Annotated in this window: 20 protein-coding genes; 12 read left to right on the top strand and 8 right to left on the bottom strand. The window is 74.4% G+C overall.

All coding sequences use genetic code 11. From position 1 onward, the window contains the following. On the top strand, window positions 1–839 hold an 839-nt coding region (locus BJP40_RS30315; RefSeq protein ID WP_371258720.1), incomplete at its 5' end, for a polysaccharide deacetylase family protein. A 47-nt stretch (window positions 840–886) separates the two neighbouring features. On the opposite strand, the gene BJP40_RS30310 is transcribed toward BJP40_RS30315, so the two are convergent. Continuing rightward, entirely contained in the window at window positions 887–1,549 is a 663-nt protein-coding gene (locus BJP40_RS30310; protein ID WP_071283981.1) for a class F sortase, read from the bottom strand. 322 nt (window positions 1,550–1,871) lie between these two features. Here BJP40_RS30310 and BJP40_RS30305 point away from each other — a divergent pair, with 322 nt between their 5' ends. After that, the gene (locus tag BJP40_RS30305) at window positions 1,872–2,357 is read left to right on the top strand and encodes a hypothetical protein (RefSeq protein WP_071269120.1); all 486 of its coding nucleotides are present in this window, start codon (window positions 1,872–1,874) and stop codon (window positions 2,355–2,357) included. 252 nt (window positions 2,358–2,609) lie between these two features. Here the strand turns inward: BJP40_RS30305 and BJP40_RS30300 are convergent, their stop codons facing one another. The 3 genes from BJP40_RS30300 to BJP40_RS34770 all read right to left on the bottom strand — a co-directional run bounded on the left by BJP40_RS30300 (window position 2,610) and on the right by BJP40_RS34770 (window position 4,259). Beyond that, window positions 2,610–3,128, bottom strand: a complete 519-nt coding sequence (locus BJP40_RS30300) for a hypothetical protein (protein WP_071283978.1) — start codon at window positions 3,126–3,128, stop codon at window positions 2,610–2,612. A gap of 171 nt (window positions 3,129–3,299) precedes the next feature. Further along, on the bottom strand, window positions 3,300–4,064 hold the full coding sequence (locus BJP40_RS30295; protein WP_071283976.1) for a DUF4239 domain-containing protein: 765 nt from the start codon (window positions 4,062–4,064) through the stop codon (window positions 3,300–3,302). Window positions 4,065–4,085: 21 nt separating this feature from the next. Next, a complete protein-coding gene (locus tag BJP40_RS34770; RefSeq protein ID WP_177204513.1) occupies window positions 4,086–4,259 on the bottom strand; it encodes a hypothetical protein in 174 nt (57 codons plus the stop codon). A gap of 1,384 nt (window positions 4,260–5,643) precedes the next feature. On the opposite strand from BJP40_RS34770, the gene BJP40_RS30290 reads away from it, so the two are divergent. From BJP40_RS30290 to BJP40_RS30280, 3 genes are all read left to right on the top strand, one after another. Further along, complete coding sequence (locus tag BJP40_RS30290) at window positions 5,644–6,714, top strand: SCO0930 family lipoprotein (RefSeq protein WP_071283973.1); 1,071 nt, start codon at window positions 5,644–5,646, stop codon at window positions 6,712–6,714. Window positions 6,715–6,966: 252 nt separating this feature from the next. Continuing rightward, window positions 6,967–7,779, top strand: a complete 813-nt coding sequence (locus tag BJP40_RS30285; RefSeq protein ID WP_071283969.1) for an SAM-dependent methyltransferase — start codon at window positions 6,967–6,969, stop codon at window positions 7,777–7,779. Next, window positions 7,776–9,944 carry a bifunctional diguanylate cyclase/phosphodiesterase gene (locus BJP40_RS30280; RefSeq protein ID WP_071283966.1) on the top strand — a complete coding sequence of 723 codons (2,169 nt, stop codon included), beginning with the start codon at window positions 7,776–7,778 and terminating at the stop codon, window positions 9,942–9,944. Before BJP40_RS30285 ends, BJP40_RS30280 begins: the two co-directional genes overlap by 4 nt. A 100-nt stretch (window positions 9,945–10,044) precedes the next feature. On the opposite strand, the gene BJP40_RS30275 is transcribed toward BJP40_RS30280, so the two are convergent. After that, window positions 10,045–10,935, bottom strand: coding sequence for a LysR family transcriptional regulator (locus tag BJP40_RS30275; protein ID WP_071283964.1), 891 nt, complete (start codon window positions 10,933–10,935; stop codon window positions 10,045–10,047). 93 nt (window positions 10,936–11,028) lie between these two features. Between BJP40_RS30275 and BJP40_RS30270 the strand changes: the two genes are divergently transcribed. The 5 genes from BJP40_RS30270 to BJP40_RS30250 all read left to right on the top strand — a co-directional run bounded on the left by BJP40_RS30270 (window position 11,029) and on the right by BJP40_RS30250 (window position 16,013). Beyond that, on the top strand, window positions 11,029–11,760 hold the full coding sequence (locus BJP40_RS30270) for a succinate dehydrogenase cytochrome b subunit (protein ID WP_079171585.1): 732 nt from the start codon (window positions 11,029–11,031) through the stop codon (window positions 11,758–11,760). 1 nt (window position 11,761) lies between these two features. Continuing rightward, the gene (locus BJP40_RS30265; protein WP_071283958.1) at window positions 11,762–13,714 is read left to right on the top strand and encodes a fumarate reductase/succinate dehydrogenase flavoprotein subunit; all 1,953 of its coding nucleotides are present in this window, start codon (window positions 11,762–11,764) and stop codon (window positions 13,712–13,714) included. Continuing rightward, the gene (locus tag BJP40_RS30260) at window positions 13,711–14,454 is read left to right on the top strand and encodes a succinate dehydrogenase/fumarate reductase iron-sulfur subunit (protein WP_071283955.1); all 744 of its coding nucleotides are present in this window, start codon (window positions 13,711–13,713) and stop codon (window positions 14,452–14,454) included. The genes BJP40_RS30265 and BJP40_RS30260 overlap by 4 nt, the downstream gene beginning before the upstream one ends. 298 nt (window positions 14,455–14,752) lie before the next feature. Continuing rightward, a complete protein-coding gene (locus BJP40_RS30255; protein ID WP_071283952.1) occupies window positions 14,753–15,157 on the top strand; it encodes a tyrosinase cofactor in 405 nt (134 codons plus the stop codon). Between the two features lie 19 nt (window positions 15,158–15,176). Next, window positions 15,177–16,013, top strand: coding sequence for a tyrosinase family protein (locus tag BJP40_RS30250; protein WP_071283949.1), 837 nt, complete (start codon window positions 15,177–15,179; stop codon window positions 16,011–16,013). A gap of 48 nt (window positions 16,014–16,061) precedes the next feature. Here the strand turns inward: BJP40_RS30250 and BJP40_RS30245 are convergent, their stop codons facing one another. Both BJP40_RS30245 and BJP40_RS33430 read right to left on the bottom strand, forming a co-directional pair. Beyond that, window positions 16,062–18,368, bottom strand: coding sequence for a PQQ-binding-like beta-propeller repeat protein (locus BJP40_RS30245; RefSeq protein ID WP_071283946.1), 2,307 nt, complete (start codon window positions 18,366–18,368; stop codon window positions 16,062–16,064). Window positions 18,369–18,370: 2 nt separating this feature from the next. Continuing rightward, the gene (locus BJP40_RS33430) at window positions 18,371–20,590 is read right to left on the bottom strand and encodes a protein kinase (protein ID WP_071283944.1); all 2,220 of its coding nucleotides are present in this window, start codon (window positions 20,588–20,590) and stop codon (window positions 18,371–18,373) included. A gap of 317 nt (window positions 20,591–20,907) precedes the next feature. Between BJP40_RS33430 and BJP40_RS30235 the strand changes: the two genes are divergently transcribed. Next, window positions 20,908–21,396 (top strand): hypothetical protein, encoded by a 489-nt coding sequence (locus BJP40_RS30235; RefSeq protein WP_071283983.1) that lies wholly within the window; start codon window positions 20,908–20,910, stop codon window positions 21,394–21,396. Between the two features lie 571 nt (window positions 21,397–21,967). On the opposite strand, the gene BJP40_RS30230 is transcribed toward BJP40_RS30235, so the two are convergent. Then, window positions 21,968–22,195 (bottom strand): dodecin, encoded by a 228-nt coding sequence (locus tag BJP40_RS30230; protein WP_071283941.1) that lies wholly within the window; start codon window positions 22,193–22,195, stop codon window positions 21,968–21,970. A 363-nt stretch (window positions 22,196–22,558) separates the two neighbouring features. Here BJP40_RS30230 and BJP40_RS30225 point away from each other — a divergent pair, with 363 nt between their 5' ends. Next, window positions 22,559–23,809 (top strand): extracellular solute-binding protein, encoded by a 1,251-nt coding sequence (locus BJP40_RS30225; protein WP_071283938.1) that lies wholly within the window; start codon window positions 22,559–22,561, stop codon window positions 23,807–23,809. The last annotated feature ends 181 nt before the right edge of the window (window positions 23,810–23,990 follow it).

Below are 23,990 nucleotides of genomic sequence, written 5' to 3'. Positions count from 1 at the left end.
CCGCCGTGGGGCTCTTCGGCACCGACCGCGCCTCCGCCCCCGGGGTCACCGCCGCCGCGCGCCCGTCGCCGCCCGCCTCCCGGCACCCCGTACCGAGGCCGGCCGCCCCCGCCCCGGGCCCCCGGGCCGGTGGCCCGGTGGCCCCGCTGTCGGCGGCCCGCCCGCGCCTCGCGTCGTCCCCGTACCGCCTCCAGCCGATGACCTCCAACGCGCCGCCCCGGCTGCGGCGGGCCCTGCCGCCGGTACGGCAGCGGCCCTTCCTGCGCGTCGCCGGCGCCGGCAACTCGCTGGTGCTCACCTTCGACGACGGGCCCGACCCCCGCTACACCCCGGAGGTGCTGCGCACCCTGCGCCGGTACGGGGTGCGGGCGATGTTCTTCGTCTGCGGCGAGATGGTCGCCGAGCACCCCGACCTGGTCCGCCGCATGGCCGCCGAGGGCCACGTCGTCGGCAACCACTCGTGGTCGCACCCGCTCATCCCGAAGCTGCCGCCCTCCCGCATCCGCGAGGAGCTGAGCGCCACCAGCGAGGTCGTCGAACAGGCCACCGGCTCCGCGCCCCTGTGGTACCGGGCCCCGTACGGCGCATGGAACCGGCACTCGTTCGAGATCGGCGCGGAACTCGGCATGGAACCGCTCGCCTGGACCGTGGACACCCTGGACTGGAAGGAGCCCGGCCCCCGCACCATCGTGCGCCGCGTCCTGGACGGGGCGGCCCCCGGCGTCATCGTGCTCAGCCACGACGCGGGCGGCAACCGCTCGCAGACCGTGACGGCACTGCGCCCCTACCTGCCCCGGCTGCTGGACGAGGGCTACCACATCACCGTTCCCCGCCGGTGACCCGGCCCGGGGGCCCGCCCCCGGACCGCCGCGTGCGGCGACCCGTGTCAGCGGGTCGCCACCATGCGGGCGAAGACCACGACGTTCCCGTCGTAGCCGCCGGCCCTGGAGTAGCCTCCGCCGCAGGTGATCACCCGCAGCTCCGGATGGCCGGTGTCGCCGTACACCCGCACCCCGGGGAAGTCGTCCTTCGAGAAGACCTCGACGCCGTACACCTGGAAGACCGCGACGCGCCCGTCATAACGGGTCACCTCCACCCGCTGCCCGGGCTTGAGCGAACCGAGGCCGTAGAAGACGGCGGGGCCCTCCTCGTTGTCCACGTGGCCGACGATCACCGAGGTGCCCCGCTGCCCGGGCGAGATGCCGTTCTGGTACCAGCCGGCCAGGTTGCGGTCCTGCGGGGGCGGCGCGCTGATCCAGCCCTCCGCGTCGAGCCCCACGTCCATGACGGGCGCGTCCACCTTCAGCGCCTCGATCCGCACCCGGGACGCCGGCGCGTACTCCAGGGGCCGCAGGCCCGCCTCCGGCACGGGCGCCGCGACGACCCGGCCCGCCTGAGGCGAAGCCGCCGCGACGGGCTGGGGCGGGCCCTCCGGCGCGTCCACGCCGTTGCGCATCATCGCCAGACCGGTCAGCAGGACCAGGGACAGCGCCCCCCACGGCCGGCGTCCTCGGATCACGTCCCGGCCACTGCGGTACAGGCGGCCCATGCTTCTCCCTTCGTGGCCTCTCCCGGCACGGTAAGCGCCCGTCGCGCACCCGGCGATCAGACAGGAGGCGAACGGGTGGCGGCGCGGCGGACGGGTGATGCCCCATCCGAGTCATCGCGCGGAGCCCGACACGCCGAGCTGATTGACCGTGACCTGCGGCGCCGTCAGACAGGCGGCGCTGCGGCCGGGCGAGTCGCCTCACCGGGGTGGCGGAGCGTCGGAGTGCGATGATCGCACCGATTGGTGAGGGTTCGTCATGGAAGGCGCACTCGTCGACTACCCGGAGCACCGCTTTGGGGCGTCTTCCGCTGGAGGTTCAACGATGCGTGCTTCACGCGCCCTCGCGGTGGCCGCCACCGCCTGTGCGGCGATCGGGCTCACCGCCCCGGTCGCCGCCGCGAACAACGGTCCGACCAACGTCACGGTCTCCCCGACCCAGGTCCACCAGGGCGGCAGCCTGGCGGTCAGCGCCATGGGGTGCGGCCACGGCGGCACCGTGACGTCCAACGCGTTCCCGAAGACGGCCCTCACCGTCAACTCCTCGGGCCACTCCGCAGCCACCCCCCGGATCTACGACCACGCCACCCCCGGCCGCTACAACCTCGCGGTCAAGTGCAGCGACAGCTCCCGCGTCGCCACGGCGACCTTCACGGTCGTCCGCGGCCGGGGTGCCCAGGGCGGGCTGGGCGGGTCCGTGGCACCCAGCTCCACCGAGATGGCCGTGGGCGGCTCGCTCGTCGCCGCCGCGGCCCTCGGCGGTGCCCTGTTCATCGGCAGGCGCCGCCGTCTGAGCGGCGGAAAGGCCTGACCGGCCGAACCTCCCGGTCAGGCCGGACACGCCGGTCGCCCCGAGTCCGGGTCAGGACTCGGGGCGACCGGCGTGCAGCGTGTGCACGCCGACTCGGGTGTGCCGGCCCGGCACGTGCACGATCCGGGGGTGCGGGCTCCGCGCGAGCGCCTGCCGCTCCGCAGACGGCGGCTCGGGCTCCTTGCGGGGCCGGCTCCGGACGCCACACCCACCCGGAGCGGCCGTGCCCCGCCGGTGGCGGTGCCCGACGGATCAGTGGCGGCGGTGCGCCGTCCGGCGGCGGATCACGTAGACCGTTCCGGTGGCGGCGGCCACCACCAGCGCCGTGCCGGCGACCAGCTCCCCGGTGTGCCAGCCGCCCACGCTGCCGCCGAGGCCGCCGCGCACCCCGGACGGCGTCGCGGCCACCGTGCGCGTCACGGTCGGTACGGCGGTCGAACTGGTCGTCGGGGCCCTCGCGATGGTGAGCTGCGCCGTGCCCGGCGCACCTCCGGCGCAGGTGAAGGACACGGTGTACACCGCGCCCCGGCGGGCGTCCCAGTCGACGGTGGCCGCGGCCGAGCCGCCGGCCGGGATGGTGGCCGTGTCGAAGACGGCCGACGAGGCCATCGCGGTGCCCGCGCAACCCGGCGCGGACAGCGTGACCCGACCGCCGGGGGCGACGGTCGACGGGGTGATGACGAAGGAATCCACCGCGGTGGCGGTGGGAGTGGTGAGAGCGAGAGCCGCCGCTCCGAGCAGGGCGGCGGAAGCGGCACCTATCGCGCGCATGGTCGTGAGCCTCCGGTCCGTAGGGACGACCGCGGAAAGGGCTTCCGCGGAACGCTGGGAATGACCCTCTTCGTCCGGAACGCTAGGAGTGCCCCACCCGCCCCGCGAGCCCGGTCGGGCGAACGGGGCACCCCGTCACCCGCACGGTTCACCCGGGTGGCGCCGCCCGGCTCAGCCCCGTACGGCCGGGAACAGGTTCAGGAACGGCTCCGCGGTCGCGGTGACGCCCCGCCCGAACGGGGCGTCGACGGCCCAGATCAGGAACAGCAGGAACGCGATCAGCGAGCTGTACAGCCCGGCGAGCAGCAGCTCGCGGGGGGTGCGGCGGATCTGCAGCGTGAAGATGAGGCCCACCGCGATCAGCGCGCCGGTGATGAGCCCGAACCAGACCAGCCCCGGCATGGTCTCGCCCGCCGCGTCCGCCCGCGAGCTCCGGGCGTCGTCCGCCATCGCCACCTGGTCGACCAGCGGCTGGTACGCCTCCGCCTCGTAGTCGTCCGCGGGCCGGTAGTCGGTGACCGAGCGCCGCACCTGGAGGAGCAGTTCGGCTCCCCTGTCGGTCAGTTCGCCCTCCTCTGCCATCGTCCGCCACTCCGTGTCCACGACGTGCTGGACGTACGCGTCGACCCCGGCCGTGATCTCCTCGTGCACCTCGCGCGGCCACACCTCGGAGCGGAGCTGCACCTCGTGCAGGGCCTGCGCCTCCTGGCGGACGCTCTCCTGGGCGGAGCCGCGCCCCTCCCAGACGCCCGCGATCGCGAGGCCGAGGACGATCGCGTACACCACACCGATCATCATCGTCATGTACTCGATGACGTCGGGCGTCTCGGAGGGGTCGTCGTCCTCGCCGACCCTGCGGTTGTTGATGACGACGATCGTGAGGACCACCGCGCACGCGGCGGCCATCGCGAGGGCCAGAACAAGCCATTGGGACAAGGGAATCCCTCTCTCGGTCGATCAGCGGGAACGGGGTCGGAGGATGGCCGCGGCGAAGATCGCCGGCGCGGCGACGAGCAGCACCACGGAGACCAGGGAAGGCCCGCTCTCCGGCTTGGCGCGCCGCGCGGCCCGGTAGGACGGGAGCGGCACGGACGTGCGCGCCGGTGTCACCGCGGCGGACGGCGAGGGCATGGGGGCCGCCGGGGCCGGTGGCACGGGCGGCGACGGAGGCGGTGGGGGAGGGGCCGGTACGGGCGGCGCCGGTGGGGCAGGAGGCGGTACGGGCGGCGGGGGAGCGGGCGCGGCACCGGCCGGCGGCGCGGGCTGCGGCGCCGCGGGCGGCGCCGGAGGTTCCGGTGGCGCGGGCGGCTTGGGCGGCCTGGGCGGGTGCGGCGGCGGTGTGGGGGTCGGTGTCGGCACCGGGGAGGGCGGCGGTGGTACGGGCGCGGGGGCCGGGGTGCAGGTGACGCCGCTTCCGGCCGCGGACGTGGCGGTGGTCCCGCCCGGTCCGACGGTGGCGTGGGCGCAGGCGTCCGCCGCGGCGGACGGGAGGAGGGCGGGGGTGAGGAGGAGCGGCCAGGCGAGCGCCGCTCCTGCCAGCACCCGCGCGACGGGGGATCCATTCACGCCGAGGAGCATGATCGGCTCAACGAGCGGGCACCCCGGTAAGAGCGGTCATTCCCCTGATGGTGCGGCGCGCTCGAACGTCCGTCCCCCTCCGGTCGCACCGCGAGGCTCCGTACCTTCGGTCAACACCGGCTCGGGGAGGGCGGTTTGCGGTCGCTGACGGCCGCGGGGCGGGCGACCGGGGCGGGTGGTCGCGGACGGCCCTGGTGCTCCGCCCGGCCGCCCCCCGTCCGGGTCCGCCCTGCTCGGGGCGGGTCAGGTGCGGCGGGGTTTCCGCCCCGCCCGGTTGCGGTGTCGCCCGGGGGCTGCCTGTGCCGCGTGTGCGCTGCGGAGCGGTGGTTCCCTGCCCGCTGTCGTGAAGTCCGCCCATCCCACGCCCTTCTGACGGTGCGATGGCACGGGTGCCGGTGGCGCGGTGTGCGGCGCGGGGCGGACAGATCGGAGACTGAGGGAACCCGACGGGCCGGGGCCGGCCCGGGGTCGGCCGTCCGCCGTCCCGTGCCCGTGCGGGCGGGCGCGGGCGCCGGTGCGGGTGCTGACCGTCGGGCCCGTACTCGCAGGGGGCGGGTGACGGGGCAGCCTGCCGGTGGCGGGGGCCGGGGCGCAGGGACGACCGGCCCTTCGAGTGGCGGGCGGTGAACGGACAGCCGCTGACGGGTCGCCGGTGGCGTGCTGTGCGTTCGGGCGCCCACGGGGTCCGCCCGGGGCTCGCACACCGGGTCGCCGGTGGCCGCAGGCCGTCCCCCTGGGCCCTCCGGAGGTCAGGGGCCGCGGGTCGTCCGGCGTGCGTGGACCGTGTCCCGTCGCCCGCGGTCTCGGGTCGGCCCGCCGGAGTTTCGCGGAATCTCCGGCCGCGTTGAACGCACCCCCGCCCCCCACCCGTACATAGGGCCATGGAACGGCGCACCGCGGACGCCGCTGAAGAGCTTGACAGCGACGGGAGTTGAGGATGAGGACCTGGCGTAACGCCGCACTCGTGGCGGCTGCGGCGGCGATGATGACGCTGACGGCCTGCGGGCAGGAGAAGGGGCTGGAGGGCCAGTCGGTGGGCGCTGCCGCACCCGCCGGCAACGGCGCCGGCTACGGGGAGGGGTACGGCGCCGGATACGGGAAGGGCGGGGCCGCCGAGGCCGGCGCCACCTCCGAGGCCGGACAACTGGGCCTCCAGGAGACGGCGAAGGCGGGCACCGTCCTCACCGACAGCGAGGGCCGCACCCTCTACCGCTTCGACAAGGACACGGCCAACCCGCCGAAGTCCGCCTGCGAGGGCGACTGCGCCAAGGCGTGGCCGGTGGTGACGGCGGAGGGTGCCAAGCCGCCGACCGGTGTGGACCCCGCGCTGCTCGGCGTGCTCACCCGGCCCGACGGCACCAAGCAACTCACCGTGGACGGCTGGCCCATGTACCGGTACGCCAAGGACGCCGAGCCCGGCGACGTGGAGGGCCACGGCGTGGGCGGCACCTGGTACGCGGCGGCCCCCGACGGCGGCAAGGCCGATCCGGGCAAGAAGACGGGCGGCAAGGAGGAGGCCGGCGGCGAGGGCGGAGCCGCCGAAGAGGAAGCGGGCGACGGCGGCTACGGGGACGGCGCGGCGGAGGGCGGGGGCAAGGGCGGAGGCGAGGAGGCGGAGCAGTCGGACCGCCCCGGGCTGTCCGTGCGGAAGGACCCGAAGCTGGGCGAGATCATCGTGGACCGCAACGGCATGACGGTGTACCGGTTCACGAAGGACTCCGCCTGGCCCATGAAGACCGCGTGCACAGGGGCGTGCCTGGAGAAGTGGCCCGCGGTCGCACCCGTCGAGAAGAACGACACCGAAGGCATCGAACTGAAGGGATCCGGTCCGAACCGGGGCTTCGTCACCTTCGACCGCCCGGACGGGATCAAGCAGCAGACCATCGACTGCTGGCCCCTGTACACCTTCGCCGCCGACAAGAAGCCCGGCGACACCAACGGGCAGGGCGTGGGCGGCAGCTGGTACGCCGTCTCGCCGGACGGAAAGCTGGTCGGAGCGCCCGAGTAGAGTCCCCCACACGCGACTCCGGCCTGGCCGGCCCGCCGCCTCCCACCCCTCGCGGGAGCGGCGGGCCGGCCGCCTGCGTGCCCGCGCGACCCCGTCCGGACACGTGCACGTGCCACCGGTCTGTGACCAAGAACGGATCGCATTTTTCCGTTTCCCCTCGCCCTCCCGCCGGGCGATCAGTAGCCTCGGCTCGAACACCGGCCAGGAACACGGCCCTGGCCGAACAACCGTGGCGACAGTGGGAGTCAAACGATGGAGCGTCCCGCCTGGGCTCCGCCCGGCATCGACATCTCGGTGCCGAGCGTGTCCCGAATCTACGACTACTACCTGGGCGGGTCCCACAACTTCGAGGTCGACCGGGAAGCCGCCCGCAAGGCCATGGAGTACATGCCGGGCCTGCCCAAGATCATGCAGGCGAACCGCGCGGTGATGCGGCGCGCCGTCCGGTACGCCCTCGCCGAGGGCGTGACCCAGTTCCTCGACATAGGCTCCGGCATACCGACGTTCGGCAACGTGCACGAGGTCGCCCAGCAGACCGACCCCGAGGCCCGCGTCGTGTACGTCGACCACGACCCGGTCGCCGTCGCCCACAGCCGGGCCGTCCTGGAGGGCAACGACCGCACCCGGATCGTCGCCGCGGACCTGCGCAAGCCGCAGGAGATCCTCGACAGCCCCGAGGTCGCCGAACTCCTCGACCTGGACCGGCCCGTGGCCCTCCTCCTGGTCGCCGTCCTGCACTTCCTGGAGGACGCCGACGACCCGTACCAGGCCGTGGCCCGGCTGCGGGACGCCCTGGCGCCCGGGAGCCTGCTGGTCCTCACCCACGCCTCGTACGAGGGCGTCCCCGTCCCGCAGGAACAGGCGGGCGGCACGGTCGGCGTGTACCGGGAGATCCGCAACCCGCTGGTGATGCGCTCCCGCGAGGAGATCGCCCGGTTCTTCGACGGCTTCGAGATGGTCGAGCCGGGCCTGGTGGCGCCGCCGCGGTGGCGCCCGGAGAACGGCCCCGAGCAGGAGGATCCGTACGCCTTCTCGGGCTTCGCCGGGGTGGGGCGCAAGGGGTGAGCACCGGCGCGCAGGCGTCCGGGTCCGAGGTGGACCCGGACGGCCTGGAGGACAGACTGCGGCGGTTCGCGACGATCTGGAGCCGGGCCATCTTCCCGGTGACGGCCACGTCGATGACGCGCACCGAATTCGAACAACACCTGCTGCCGCTGGCCCGGCAACTCGGCACCGCCCTGCACGCGGTGCCCTTCGACCCCGCGCCCGCCCAGGGCGTCGGGGCCGCCCTCGTCGCCGCCCACTGCACCGAGCCCGACGCGCTCAGCCGCAGCCTCGGCGTCGTCGACTCCTACCTGGTGCTGTACTGCGGCGGCGGCCCCGGTGGTGTGCGCCCCGACGACCTGCGGGCCCGCTGCTCCCGGCTCCAGCACGCCCTGGCCGCCGGCTTCGCCCGGGCGCTGCGCGAGCGCACCCTCAGCGAGCAGGAGGCCATCGCCCGCTCGGCGCTCACCGCCCGCACCTTCGCGGAGCAGGCACTGCACGCCAGCCAGGCCCGGTTCCGCGCGGTGTTCGAGGACGCGGCGATCGGTATCGGCATCGCCGACCTGGAAGGCAACGTCCTCGACGTCAACGAAGCGCTCACCCGGATGTTCGGCGGGCTGGACTCCGTCGTCCGGGCCCGCAACGTCACCGAGTGGGTGCACCCCGAGGACGCCCCGCACGTGTGGCAGCTCTACGGCGAGCTGGTGCGCGGCGAACGCGACCACTTCCAGGTGGAGAAGCCCTTCTACCGCTCCGACGGCACCGTCCTGTGGACGAACCTGACGGTGTCGCTGCTCCGCGACCCCGAAGGCCGCCCGCAGTATCAGCTGGCGCTCATGGAGGACACCACGGAGCGGCGGCTGCTCAACCTCCGCCTGCGGTACGAGGCCACCCACGACGCGCTGACGGGCCTGCCCAACCGCACGTTGTTCTTCGAGCGGCTGGAGAAGGCCCTGGCCGGAGACAGCACCCGCTTCGGGCTCTGCTACCTCGACCTGGACGGCTTCAAGGCGATCAACGACAGCCTCGGCCACGCCGCCGGCGACCGGCTCCTCGTGGAGGTCGCCGACCGGCTGGAGCGGTGCGCCACCACGCCCGGCGAGATGGTGGCCCGCCTCGGCGGCGACGAGTTCGTGGCGCTGACCACCGGGCCGTCCGTGACCGCCCGGGACGCCGAGGAGCTCGCCGTGCGGATCCTGACCGCCCTCTCCGCGCCCATCAGCCTGGACGGGCGGGACATCACCGTACGGGGCAGCATCGGGATCGTGGAGGGCAGCGCGGGCGAGCGGGGCCCCGCGGAGGTGCTGCGCAGCGCCGACATCACCATGTACCGCGCCAAGTCGGCGGGCGGCAACCGCTTCGAGTGCGCCGACCCCGAAGCCGACGCCCGCGCCATCACCCGGCACGGCCTCACGACGGCGCTGCCCGCGGCGCTGGAGCGCGGCGAGTTCTTCATCGAGTACCAGCCGCTCGTCCACCTCGGCGACGGCAGCGTGCACGGCGCCGAGGCCCTGGTCCGCTGGTGCCACCCGCAGCACGGCACCCTCGGCCCCGACCGGTTCATCCCGCTCGCCGAGCACACCGGCCTCATCGTGCCGCTCGGCCGCTGGGTCCTGGAGGAGGCCGTGCGTCAGGCCAGGTTCTGGAAGCGCCGCCACACCGACGGCGGGCCGCTGCGGATCAACGTCAACCTTTCGCCCACCCAGCTGCACCACCCCGGGCTCGTCCAGGACATCACCGGCATCCTGGACCGCTCCGGCCTGGCGCCCGGCGCGCTGTGCCTGGAGGTCACCGAGTCGGCCCTCATCGGCGCGGACGAGGACCTCCTCAAGCCGCTGCGGCACCTCGCCGACATGGGCGTCGACATCGCCCTGGACGACTTCGGCACCGGCTACTCCAACCTCGCCAACCTGCGCCGCCTGCCGGTGAGCGTCCTCAAGCTGGACCGCTCCTTCACCCGCGGCATGCAGCAGCACCCGGCCGACCCCGTCGACCTGAAGATCGTCGAGGGGATCGTCTCACTGGCGCACAGCCTGGACCTCGCCGTCACCGTGGAGGGCGTCGAGACCGCCGCCCAGGCGGAGCAGCTGCGCGCCCTGGGCTGCGACACCGCCCAGGGCTGGTACTACGCCCGCCCCGGCACTCCGGACCGGATCCACACGCTGGCCCTGGCGGACGCCGTGTAGGCGCCCTCCGCCCGCCGTCCCGGGCCGCCTGCCCGCGGCCCCGGTGCCGGCCCGCGGGTCCCCGCGGGGTGCGCGTGCCCCGCGCCGCCCGCCCGCGGACTCAGCCGCCCCCCACCGTGGACCGGAGCAGCACCCGCTGCAGCTCCCGCGCCGCACGGGGCGGTGCCACGTCGCTGCGGTGCGCCAGTGCGATCGTCCGCCGCAGCCCGGGCGGGGCCAGCGCCGTCACCCGCACGTCCCGGCCCGCGCGCGCCGCGACCATGCTCGGCACCACCGCCAGCCCCAGCCCGGCCCGCACGAAGCCCAGCACGGCGTCCATCTCCCCGCCCTCCACCGTGAAGGACGGCTCGAAACCGGACGCCCGGCAGGCCGCGACGGTCAGCTCCCGCAGGTCGTAGCCGTGCCGGAACATCACCATCGGCTGCCCCTCCAGGTCCGCGATCCGCATCGGCCGCCGCGGCGCCGGCGCCGTGGCCGACGACACCACGACCAGGTCCTCCCGGAGCAGCTCCACCGTCGTCAGCGCGGGCGCCGGGCTCGGCAGCGGCAGCACCACCAGCGCCAGGTCGAGAGCCCCGCGCGCCAACTCCCGCACCAGGTCGCGGGAGCCGCCCTCCTCGACCAGCAGCCTGATCCCCGGGTACAGGTCGTGGAAGGCCCGCAGCACGTCGGGCAGCAGCCCCGTGCACAGGCTCGGGGTCGCGCCGAGCCGCACCCGCCCCCGCCGCAGCTGCGCCAGCTCCTGCACCTCGTGCCGGGCGGTGTCCGCGTCCGCCAGGATGCGCCGCGCCAGCGGCAACAGCGCCTCACCCGCGTCCGTCAGCGCGATGTTGCCCCGGGCCCGGCTGAACAGCTCCGCCCCCAGCTCCTTCTCCAGGGCCCGGATCTGCTGCGACAGCGAGGGCTGCGACACATGGGTCCGCTCGGCCGCCCGGGTGAAGTGCCGGGTCTCGGCCACCGCCACGAAATACACCAGCTGCTGGAACTGCATACCGCCACCATAAGGCGTGATAGGCCACACCTATCGAGATCAGCCACACCATGACTTGGACCTTTCGGGACCCGCGGCCCTACCGTCGCCTGCATGGCTCTGGCATCACGGACGCAACCTCCGGGGACCGGCCGGAAACCGTCCCCCGCGCGCCCTCCCCGGCGCACCTTCCTCGGCTCCACCCTCGGCAAGAAGACCGTCATGGCCGTCAGCGGCCTGCTCCTCCTCGGCTTCCTCGTCGCCCACGTCGTGGGCAACCTGAAGGTCTTCTTCGGCCCCGACGAGTTCAACGCGTACGGCCGCTGGCTGCGCACCGTGGGCGACCCGGTCCTCCACTACGAGTGGGGGCTGTGGATCGCCCGCGTCGTCCTGCTCACCGCCGTGATCGCCCACGGTGTGTCGGCGTACCAGCTGAGCCGGCTCGACCGGCGGGCCCGCCCGACCGCGTACGTCCACAAGCGGCGCCGCGCGAGCTACGCCACCCGCACGATGCGGTGGGGCGGCGTCATCATCGCGCTGTTCGTCGTGTGGCACCTGCTGGACCTGACGACCCTCACCGTCAACCCGAACGCCCAGCACGGCCGCCCGTACGAGAACGTCGTGGCGACCTTCTCCACCTGGTACGGCAACGCCATCTACCTCGTCGCGATGCTCGCCGTCGGCCTGCACATCCGGCACGGCTTCTGGGCCGCCGCCCAGACCCTCGGCGCGGGGAGCGTCCGCCGCGACCGCGCCCTCAAGGCCATCGCCAACGCCCTGGCCCTGCTGCTCACGGCGGGCTTCGTCGCCGTGCCCGTCGCCGTCATGACCGGAGTGGTGAGCTGACATGAGCCGTCCCTACGCCCAGTACTCGACCGGTGAGCCGATCGCCGACACCAAGGCCCCCGACGGGCCGATCGCGGACCGCTGGGACCGGCGCCGCTTCGAGGCGAAGCTCGTCAACGCGGCCAACCGCCGCAAGCACACCGTCATCGTCGTCGGCACCGGACTCGCCGGCGGTTCGGCCGGCGCCACCCTCGCCGAACAGGGCTACCGTGTCGTCCAGTTCTGCTACCAGGACTCCCCGCGCCGTGCCCATTCCATCGCCGCGCAGGGCGGCATCAACGCCGCCAAGAACTACCGCAACGACGGCGACTCGGTCCACCGACTCTTCTACGACACCGTCAAGGGCGGCGACTTCCGCGCCCGCGAGTCCAACGTGCACCGCCTGGCGCAGATCTCCGTCGAGATCATCGACCAGTGCGTCGCCCAGGGCGTGCCCTTCGCCCGGGAGTACGGCGGCCTGCTCGACACCCGCTCCTTCGGCGGCGTCCAGGTGTCCCGCACCTTCTACGCCCGCGGCCAGACGGGCCAGCAACTCCTGCTCGGCGCCTACCAGGCGCTGTCCCGGCAGATCGCCGCCGGCAACGTCGAACTGCACGCCCGCACCGAGATGCTCGACCTGGTGGTGGTCGACGGGCGGGCCCGCGGCATCGTCGCCCGCGACCTGGTGACCGGCCGCATCGACACGTACCTGGCGGACGCGGTCGTGCTCGCCACGGGCGGATACGGCAACGTCTTCTACCTGTCCACCAACGCCATGAACTCCAACGCCACCGCCGTGTGGCGGGCCCACCGGCGCGGTGCCCACTTCGCCAACCCCTGCTTCACCCAGATCCACCCCACCTGCATCCCGCGCACCGGCGACCACCAGTCGAAGCTGACCCTGATGAGCGAGTCGCTGCGCAACGACGGCCGCATCTGGGTGCCGAAGGCTCAGGGCGACACCCGGCCGCCGCACGCGATCCCGGAGGACGAGCGCGACTACTACCTGGAGCGGATCTACCCGTCCTTCGGCAACCTCGTGCCCCGCGACATCGCGTCCCGGGCGGCGAAGAACGTCTGCGACGAGGGCAGGGGAGTGGGCCCGGGGGGCCAGGGCGTCTACCTCGACTTCGCCGACGCCATCCGCCGCATGGGGCGCCGGGCCGTGGAGGCGAAGTACGGCAACCTCTTCGACATGTACCAGCGGATCACCGACGAGGATCCGTACGAGGTGCCGATGCGCATCTATCCCGCGGTGCACTACACGATGGGCGGGCTGTGGGTCGACTACGACCTCCAGACCACCGTCCCCGGGCTGTTCGCCATCGGGGAGGCGAACTTCTCCGACCACGGCGCCAACCGGCTCGGCGCGTCCGCGCTGATGCAGGGCCTCGCCGACGGCTACTTCGTGCTGCCCGCCACGATCAACGACTACCTCGCCGGGGCCGGCGGGCCGGCCCCGGTGCCGCACGACCACCCCGCGGTCGCCGGGGTCGTCGAGGAGACCCGCGAGCGGCTGGTGCGGCTGCTCGCCGTCGACGGGGACCGCACGCCCGACTCCTTCCACCGCGAGCTGGGCGAGTTGATGTGGGAGCACTGCGGCATGGCCCGCACCGACGCCGGGCTGCGCACGGCCCTCGAATGGATCCCGAGGATCAGGGACGAGTTCTGGCGCCGCATCAAGGTGCCCGGCACCGGCGAGGAGTTCAACCAGTCCCTGGAGAAGGCCAACCGCATCGTCGACTACCTGGAGCTCGCCGAGCTGATGTGCCTCGACGCCCTCCACCGCACCGAATCCTGCGGCGGCCACTTCCGCGAGGAGTCCCAGACCCCCGACGGCGAGGCGGCCCGCAGGGACGAGGAGTTCGCGTACGCCGCCGCCTGGGAGTACCGGGGCACCGGCGCTCCCCCCGTCCTGCACCGGGAAGACCTGGTCTTCGAGTACGTCCACCCCACCCAGCGGAGCTACGCATGAGGCTCACCCTGCGCGTCTGGCGCCAGCAGAACGGCGACGCACCCGGCGCCCTGGCCACCTACGACGTCGACGGGATCTCCCCGGACATGTCCTTCCTGGAGATGCTCGACACGCTCAACGAGGAGCTGATCCTGCGCGGCGAGGACCCGGTGGCCTTCGACCACGACTGCCGCGAAGGCATCTGCGGCGCCTGCTCCCTCGTCATCAACGGCGACGCGCACGGCCCCGAACGCACCACCACCTGCCAGCTCCACATGCGGTCCTTCCGGGACGGCGACACCATCGACGTCGAGCCGTGGCGGGCCGCCGCGTTCCCCGTGGTGAAGGACCTGGTCGTGGACCGGTCGGCGTTCGACCGGGTCATCCAGGCCGGCGGCTACATCACGGCACCCACCGGCTCCGCGCCGGAGGCCCACGCCACGCCCGTGCCGAAGGGCGACGCGGACTCCGCCTTCGAGCACGCCGAGTGCATCGGCTGCGGCGCCTGCGTGGCGGCCTGCCCCAACGGTTCGGCGATGCTCTTCACCTCGGCGAAGGTCAACCACCTCAACGTCCTCCCGCAGGGCGCGCCCGAGCGCGAGACGCGGGTGCTGGACATGGTGGCGCAGATGGACGCGGAGGGCTTCGGCGGGTGCACGCTGACGGGGGAGTGTGCCCGCGTGTGCCCCAAGGGCATCCCGCTGCCGTCCATCACCGCCCTGAACCGGGAGTGGCTGCGGGCGAACCGGCGGGCGGTTTAAGGACAGATTGCTGCTGTGACCCGGGACACGTATGTGGCCGCCTCGCGAAAGAATCTTCACGTGGCGGCCACACGTGTGCGCGGAGGTGGGGCGTGGGGGGTGTGGGGAGCGCTCTCCGCAGCAAGATCAACTTCGTTCAACTCTTAATAGTTGAGTGGTAGTTGTCCGCTTTCGGGTCAACCGGATCCCGGGGATTTCCCCCCGGCTGGGTGTGTCGGTAGGCATATGCCCACCGCGATTGCTGTGAGCAACCGCGGGTGCATCTGACCACTGCACTCCTCCTTGGGGGTTCTTCAGCATGTCCGGAATCACACGCCGCCGTGCCCTCGGCACGGTCGCCGCCGCGGCGGGAACCGCAGCCGCCGTACCCGTTCTCGCCGCGGCCGCACCCGCCCTCGCCGCCGGTCCCGCCCCCACGCGGTCCGGCTCCGCCGGGCACGACCCGGCGTCCTTCGACGAGGTCTACCGCGGCCGGCGGATCCAGGGCCACCCGTCCGGCGGCGGCCACCACGGCGGACACGCCGGCCACGGCGGCTACACCGTGCTCATAGACGGCGAGGAACTGCACGTCATGCAGAACGCCGACGGCACCTGGATCAGCGTCATCACCCACTACGACCCGGTCCCCTCGCCCCACGCCGCGGCACGCGCCGCCGTGGTGGAGCTCCAGGGCTCCCCGCTCGTCCCCCTCGTCACCGCCTGATCCGGGAGCCCGCACCCCCATGACCGTACGCAAGAACCAGGCGGCCCTCACCGCCGCCGAGAAGCGCCGCTTCGTCTCCGCCGTGCACGAGCTCAAGCGCAGCGGACGCTACGACACCTTCGTCACCACCCACAACGCGTTCATCATGAGCGACCGTGACGACGCCGAACGGGTCGGGCACCGCTCCCCGTCCTTCCTGCCCTGGCACCGCAGGTTCCTGCTCGACTTCGAGCGCGCGCTGCAGTCCGTGGACACCGAGGTCACCCTGCCCTACTGGGACTGGACCGCCGACCGCACCCCCCGCTCCTCCCTGTGGGCCCCCGACTTCCTCGGCGGCACCGGCCGCAGCCGCGACGGGCGCGTCATGGACGGCCCGTTCGCCCGCTCCGGAGGCCGGTGGACCATATCGGTCCGCGTCGACGGCCGCGACTTCCTGCGCCGCAACCTCGGTGCCGGCGGCCTCTCCCTGCCGACGCGTGCCGAGGTGGACTCGGTGCTCGCGATGGACACGTACGACATGGCGCCCTGGAACAGCGGCTCCGACGGGTTCCGCAACCACCTCGAAGGCTGGCGCGGCGTCAACCTCCACAACCGCGTCCACGTGTGGGTGGGCGGCCAGATGGCCACCGGCGTGTCCCCCAACGACCCGGTGTTCTGGCTCCACCACGCCTTCATCGACAAGCTGTGGGCCGACTGGCAGGCCCGCCACCCCGACTCCCCGTACCTCCCGGGCGGCGGCACCGCCGACGTCGTGGACCTCGACGAGACCATGCGCCCGTGGAACGACGTGACGCCCGCGGACATGCTGGACCACACGCCCTTCTACACCTACGACACGGACGCCGCCTCGTCGTAGCCCGCGCACCCGCGGCGGGCGGGCGGCCCGCCGCGGTGCGGCCGCCCCTCACCGTCCGCCGGCGCCCAGGGCAACCAGGCCCTTCGCCCCCATGACGTATACGCGCCCCCCACCCGCCCAGAACGCCCGGGGCGGCCGGTAGTCCAGGACCGTGGAGAACGCGTACGTCCAGCGGACCTGCCCGTTGTCCGCGTCCAGCGCGTGCAGTCGCCCGCCGAAGGCGACGTAGACGGTGCCGTCCGCGGCCTGGAGCACCGGCAGGCTGCCCGTCGCCCCGGGGATCGACCCGGCCCAGCGCACCGCGCCCGTGCGGGCGTCGAGTGCGTACACGACGACGGACAGGCCCTCGACCCCGGAAGCGAACACGGTCCGGCCGTCCGGGCTCGCCACCACGCCCTTCAGCGGGGCCGGGGGAGAGGTCCACACGACCCGGCCGTCCGCCGGGTCGACACCGTAGAGCCGGTCGGTCACATGCAGGAACAGGCCCCCGGCCGAGGAGTGCGGGCCGTCCCGCCAGTGGCCGTGGCGGCCGCCCTGCACCGCCAGGTCCGTGAGGCTCGTCGCGGCGCCGGGGGACGGCCGCTCCCAGGCCGGCTTCCGGGTGCGGACGTCGAGGGCCGCGATCTTCTGCGCGCTGCCGTCGGTGTTCCGGCTCGACCAGAACAGGCGGGTGCCGGAGGACGGCACGAACAAGTCGCCCTGCAGGTGGCGGGTGTCCGAGTCCGCGAGGACGACGTGCCAGCCCGTGCGCCCGGCAGGGTCCACGGACCAGACGAACGGGCCGCCGCCACTCGCGCGGCCCCGCTGTGAGGAGAGGGAGGACGAGGCCGCCGTCCCGGTGACGTACACGCGGTCGTCGAGCATGCCCGCCACCAGCACCCGGAACGCGGTGTCGTACGGCAGCGGAACGGTCCAGGCGGTGGCGCCGGTGTCGAGGCGGACGGCGCGCAGGGCCCGCCCGAGTTCGTTCACGCCCGTGCGCATCACGGCGTACGCCATGCCGTCGCCGAGGGCCGCGACGAGGCCCTCGCCGGCTCCGCCCGCCGTGTCCGGCGGATGGGCCACCGGGCCCCAGCGGCGGCGGCCCGCCGCGTCGAAGGCCCAGATGTTCTTCGCGCTCAGTGCCAGGACCGTCTCCCCCTGGCCCAGGATCTGCACCAGCGGTTCGGAGACGGCCGCCGTCCACAGGGGTTCCGCGTCGCTCCCGGTGCCCAGCGGCCTGGCCGGGTCCGTGAGTCCGGGGGCCCTCGCCGCCGACGCCTTCGGATCCGATGGCGCGTCCGGCCGCCCCAGCCACAGCCCGAGCCCGGTGCCGCCGGCCGCGAGCGCCACGGCCCCGCCCGCGAGGCCCAGCGTCAGCAGCGTGCGCCGACCGGGTCCCCCGGGCGGCGGCACGGGGGTGGGCGGAGGCACGGGAGGCGGCGGCCCGGCAGCCGGCGGCGGGGCGGCCGGGGTCGCTGAGGGTGCCATGACCGCCGCCGCCTCCTCGACCGCCGAGGTCAGCGCGGGCGGCAACCAGGCGCCCGCCCCGACCGGCACGGCGCCCTGCCCGAACAACTCCACCATCTGGCGCGGACCGGGCCGGTCCTCCGGCCGCTTGGCCAGGCACGCGGCGATCAGGAGCCGCAGCCCCTCGGGGACCGCCGACAGGTCCGGTTCCTCACGCACCACCCGGCGCAGGAGGTCCGCCGGCTGCCCGCCCCCGCCGTCGAACGGGCCCTCGCCCCGCGCGGCGAACACCAGCGTGGCACCGAGCGAGAAGACGTCACTCGGCGGGCCGACCGGCCCTCCCACGGCCTGTTCCGGAGACATGTACGCGGGCGTGCCGAGGACCGTCCCGGTGGCGGTGAGAGCGGTGCCGTCGACGGAGCGGGCGATGCCGAAGTCGATGATGTGCGGCCCGTCCAGGGCGAGGAGCACATTGCCGGGCTTGAGGTCGCGGTGGGTCAGGCCGGCCGCGTGGATCGCCGCCAGGGACTCGGCGGCGCCCGCCGCGAGCGCCCACAGCGCGGGCTCCGGCAGCGGGCCGCTGAGGGCCACCGCCCGGCCGAGCGACACGCCCGGCACGTACACGGTCGCCATCCAGGGCACCCGGCCGTCGGGGTCCGCGTCGACCACGGGGGCGGTGAACGCGCTGGAGGCGGCGCGTGCCGCCGCCACCTCGGCGCGGAACCGGGCCCGGAAGGCCGCGTCCGCCGCCAGATCCGGGCGCACCAGCTTCACCGCGACCGTCCGGCCGCCGGGCGAGCGCCCCAGGTACACGGTGCCCATACCGCCCGCACCCAGCCTGCCCAGCAGGGCATACGGGCCGATCCTGGCCGGATCGGTCGCCTCCAGCGGCTCAAGGTGGCGCATCGTCAGGCTCCGTTCGCGTCCAGTGAGGCGACGGTCGTCGCCCCTGTGTCGCAGATGCACAGCCGCCCGTCTCCGGCGGCCCAGGCCAGGCTCATGGGGCTGTTGCCCGTGAACCCGCCGTACTTCCAGCGGGGATCGCCGTTCGACGCGTCGAAGGCCCAGAGCATCCCGTCCGCCCCCATGCGGTACACGTGCCCGTCGCCGTACAGCAGCCGCGCGCCGAAGTGGCCCGAACCCTCGGCGTCGGCCGGGACCGACCTGCGCCACCGGGGCTTTCCGCTGGCCGCGTCCAGCGCGGTCAGGGCGAACCCGCCGTCCTCCTGGAGCAGGACGAACGCGACGGTGCCCCGGGGATCGGTCGCGACGCCGCCGCCGCGCGCGGACGCGCCGACGACCCCCGGTGTCCGCCACGCCTGCCTGCCCGTGGCAGGGTCCAGCGCGGACAGGGTGCCGGTGGCGTCGGCGACGAGGAAGTGGCGCCCCGCGGCACCGACCAGGACGGGCTTCGCCTTCTTCGACCAGGCCGTCCGGCCCTTCCCGTCCACGGCCACCATCCGGTCGGTGTCGGCGTAGAGCAGACCGCCGCCGGACCGGGGCAGGCCCCAGAACAACGGCGCCGCCTCCGCCGGGTGCACCCAGAGGGTGCGGCGGGTGGTGAGGTCGAGCGCCCACACGGCCGTCCCCGAGGCGTCGGTCCCGTCACCGGTCAACGGCAGGAGGTAGGCGCGGCCGTCGCGGACACCGGGGACTGCGAGCACGCCCACGGCCCGCCGGTCGGCCAGGGTGGCGGTCCACGGGTCCCCGCCGTCGGCCGTCCGGACCGCGAGCACCGCCGCGTGCCGGGCGTCCGCGGCCGTGCCGGACACGTAGAGCCGGTCGCCGGCCGTCGCGGCGATCTGCCGGGGGGTCGGGCCGGTCACCGAGAAGATGATCTCGTGGTCGGCTCCCTTCACCGTCCACGCCGTGTCGCCCTTCCGGTCAAGGCCCACGACCGCTTCCAGCGTCACGCACGCGACGATGCCGTTCCCCGGCAGCACCTGGGTGACCGAGGCGGGCAGCCGGGTCTGCCAGGTCAGCCTCGCATCGGGGACGCTGCCGGCCGACGGCCGCGGTGAGGCCGGGCGCGTGCTCCTCCCGCGGTCGGTCCCCGTGCCGCGGTCCCGGACCAGTGCCCCTACCGTGCCGGCACCGGCTGCGACGGCGAGCGCACCGCCGGCCAGACCGAGGAGGAGCTTCCTCCGGCCGGGTGCGGACTCCTTTCCTCCGGCCGGCCGGACGGGGTCGGTGATCGGAAGTGTCGGCTCCGGCTCCGGTGGGGCGGCGAGGGCGGCCCGCAGCGCCAGAACGTCGGCGGCGACGGGATCGGGGAGCCAGCCGGCCGACGGGCCGGGCCGGGGACCGTCGGCGAGGGCCAGGCGGGGATCGGGACGTTCGATGGCCGCGATCACCTCCCGTGGAGCGGGCCGCCGCCCGGGCTCCTTGGCCAGGCAGCGCTCGACCAGGGGCCGCAGGCTCCACGGGACGGCCGACAGGTCGGGCTCGGTGTGCACGACCCGGAACAGCACCGCCGCGCTCGCGCCGTCCCCGAACGGGCTCTGACCGGACGCGGCGAACGCGACCGTCGTCGCCAGCGAGAACACGTCGCTCGCCGGGGTGAGATGCCGCCCGAGCGCCTGCTCCGGGGACATGTAGGGCGCCGAGCCGATCACGGAACCGGTGGACGTCAGCGCCGTGCCGTCGACGGCGCGGGCGATGCCGAAGTCGATGACGTGCGGGCCGTCCAGGGCGAGCAGCACGTTCGCCGGCTTCAGGTCCCGGTGGATGACCTTCGCCGCGTGGATGCCCGCCAGCGCCTCGGCGAGCCCGGCCGTCAGCATCCGCAGCGCCGCCTCCGGCAGGGGTCCGTGCGTGGCGACCGCCTGGTGCAGGGAGACCCCGACCACGAACGCGGTGGCCATCCAGGGCACTTCGGCGTCCGTGTCCGCGTCGACCACGGGTGCGGTGAAGGCACCGGACACCAGCCGCGCCGCGGCGACCTCCCGCTGGAACCTTTCGCGGAAGGGCCCGTCGAGGGCGAGGTCCGGCCGCACGACCTTGACCGCCACCGTCCGCCCCCCGGACGACCGCCCGAGGTACACCGCCCCCATTCCGCCCGCCCCCAGCCGGGCGAGGAGCCGGTACGGCCCGACCTCCCGCGGATCCCCCGCGCCGAGTCGCTTCATGCAGGCCCCCTTCCGCGCAGCGCTCATAGGATAGTGGCGGTATCCTCAAGCGCGCCGCGATTCTGCGAGGCCCGCGGCGAACGCCGACCGCCCGTCACCGGTGCGCCGGGCGCCGACCCGGCGACGAGCCGAGCGCGACGAGTGGGGCCCCGGCCGTCGCGGACGAGGCAGCCGGTTCGTCCGTCGCCCCGCCGGCGGTCCCCGCAGCACCCTCGCGCCCTCACACGGCGCGGGCCCGGCCGGGCGCCGGACGGGACTCACCTGCCCCGCGGCACGGCACAGGCACGGGGATTCCCTACTCTGGCCCCGTGACGCCCGTGACTCCCGACAGCAGACCCCTGGCCGTGTTCGACCTGGACAACACGCTCTCCGACGCCCGCCACCGGCAGCACTACCTGGAACGCACCCCGCGCGACTGGGAGGCGTTCTTCGCCGCCGCCCCGCAGGACCCACCGCTGCCACCCGGTGTCGCCCTGTGCCTGGAGGCGGCCAGGACCTGCGAGATCCGGTACCTGACCGGCAGGCCCGAACGCTGTCGCCGGGACAGCCTGGACTGGCTGGCCGCACACGGGCTGCCCGAGGGCCGGCTCCACATGCGCCGCGACGCGGACCGCCGCCCGGCCCGGGTGACGAAGCTGGAGGTGCTCCGCAGGATCGGCCGCAGCCGCCGCGTCAGCATGCTGGTCGACGACGACGAGCTGGTGTGCGACGCGGCCGAGAAGGCCGGTTTCCGCGTGGTACGGGCCCGTTGGGCGCTCAGCGCGGAGGCGCTCAGGGAGGCGCAGGAGAAGGAGGGCCGTACCTGAGCCCGGCAGTCCGTACGTGAGCCCGGCAGCCCGGGCCTGAGCCCGGGTCGGCTTCGGCGAGCGGCGGGCTCCGGCGGGTGGTTTTCCCGGCTTCCCGGCTTCCCGGCCTCCCGGCCTCCCGGCTTCCTTGGCCTCCGGCGGGGAGGCCGGGAAGACCGCACGCCGCCGACGTACGGCTCCGTTTCGCGGCGTGTGCGGGTTCGCGGCACCGGGCGTGTGGCCCGTCGACGCGGCACGGGGTGCATGGCCCGGTCTCACGCTGCACGGGGGTGCCTCGCCCGGTGCACGTGGCACGGGTGCGTGGCCGGGCGGCGGCACCCGGGCGGCGGGCGGGGTCCACGCCGCTCGGATCCTCGCGCTGCACGGCGTACGGGCCCGGGGGCCTCGCCCCCGTAGGTCGGTCGCTGCGCGCGTACGGTGCATTGCGCGCGGCGGCCGAGCCGTTGCGGGAGCCCCCAGGCGTCCGACGGCCAGGCAGGGTAGAAGTGCCGCGGTGACGCAGGAACGTCGACGCGCGTCCAGGTGAGAGGGGGCGCGGACGGCCGGGGCCGTGAGCCGGCCTGCGCCCCCGCTACTCGCCGGACGGGTCCGGCCCGTCGAGGCGGAAGCCCACCTTCATCCCGACCTGGTAGTGCGCCACCTGCCCGTCCTCCAGGTGGCCGCGGATCTCCGTCACCTCGAACCAGTCGAGGTTGTGCAGGGTCTGCGCGGCCCGGTTGATGCCGTTGCGGATCGCCTCGTCCAGCCCGCTGTGCGAGGTCCCGACGATCTCGGTGACGCGGTAGGTGTGGTGGGACATGGCGGCCTCCTCCTCGGCTCCTTCGCGACGCGCCCGCGACGCATCCCCTCCACGGTGCCCCAGCCCGCCCGGCTCCGCGAGGCGAGACGGGCCGGTGGCGGGGCGGAGGCGGGCTGGTGGCGCGCCGGTGGCGCGGTGCTGACGGGTCGCGGGGAAGGGGCGGCGGGGCGCGGGCGCGTCATGGCCGGGGCGCGGCCGCAGCGGTGGGGGGCGGTGGCGGGGCCCGCCGGAGAGGGGGTCCGGCGGCCCGGGACTTGACCCGGCCATTGGTCCATACCAAAATCCAGCCATCCGCCCGTGCGAACACGTTCGCTCCCCCACGTCGGGTCCGTCCACCCTTCCGTCCCTCCCAAGGTGACCTACGTGAAGAAGCGTCTGCTCGTACGCCCCGCCGCGCTCCTGCCCGCGCTCGCGCTCACAGGCTGCGGCCTGCTGCCCGGCCAGGCGGAGGACACCCGCACCGTCACCGTGTGGCTCATGAAGGGCAGCGCCTCCGACGCGTTCCTCGAACGGTTCACCAGCACCTACGAGCGGGAGAACCCCGGCGTCCGGCTGGAGATCGTCATCCAGGAGTGGACCGGCATCGGCAAGAAGGTCTCCACGGCGCTGGCCGGGGAGACCCCGCCCGACATCATCGAGGTCGGCAACACGCAGGTCGCCCAGTACGCCGAGACCGACCGGCTGTTCGACCTCACCCTGGAGTCCGTGCGCGACCTGGGGCACGAGGAGTGGCTGCCGGGCCTCGCCGAACCCGGCAGCATCGACGGCAGCCAGTACGGCATCCCCTGGTACGCCGCCAACCGTGTCGTCATCTACCGCAAGGACCTCTTCGCCCGCGCGGGCATCGAGGAGCCGCCCAAGACCCGCGAGCAGTGGCTTGAGGACACCGAGCGGATCAACCGCACCGGCGCCGAGGGCATCTACCTCGCGGGGCAGGACTGGTACACCCTCGCCGGCTTCGTCTGGGACGAGGGCGGCGAACTCGCCGAGGAGAAGAACGGCCGCTGGAGCGGCACCCTGCACACCCCGGCGGCGCTGCGCGGCATGGAGTTCTACAAGGACCTCCAGAGCCTCGGGTCCGGCCCCAAGGACTCCGACGAGGAGAACCCGCCACAGACCGAGGTGTTCGCGAAGGGCGAGGTCGCCCAGATCATCGCGACCCCCGGCGCAGCGACCGCCGTCAAGGGCCTGAACCCCGACCTGGCCGACGAACTCGGCTTCTTCCCGATCCCCGGCAAGACCGCCGACAAGCCCTGCGCGGTGTTCACCGGCGGCTCCGACCTCGTCATCCCCGTCCAGGCACCGGAGCGGGGCGCCGCCATCGAGGTCGTCAAGGCCCTGGCGGGGGAGAAGTGGCAGACCGACCTGGCCCGCACCATGAACTACGTGCCGAACAAGACCACGCTGGCCGCCGCCGTCGAGGGCCAGGAGGGCACCGCCGCCATGGCCGTGGGCGCCGCCCGCGGCCGCGCCACCCCCAACTCGGCGCGCTGGGCCGACGTGGAGGCCGACAACCCCATCAAGCCGTACATGACCGCCGTCCTCCAGGGCCGCGACGCCGAGGCCGCCGCGCTCGCCGCGTCCAAGCGCATCACGGAGGCGCTCGGCGGCTGAGCCCCGGACGGAGCGGTCCGGTGCCCGCCCCCGGCTCCGGCCGGGGGCGGGCACCGCGGAGCACCAGGGCGGGGGCCGGGTCGCTCGCACGGGCAGCGGCGTGACCCCGCGGCTCCACCGCGCCGGGCGGGCCCCCGGCCCCGACCGGCCCCGCCCACGGCCCGCCACGCCCGCTGCTGCC

It is taken from the genome of Streptomyces sp. CC53 (assembly GCF_001865245.1).
Taxonomy (GTDB): Bacteria; Actinomycetota; Actinomycetes; order Streptomycetales; family Streptomycetaceae; genus Streptomyces.
This window is presented reverse-complemented; position numbering and strand designations above follow the sequence as displayed.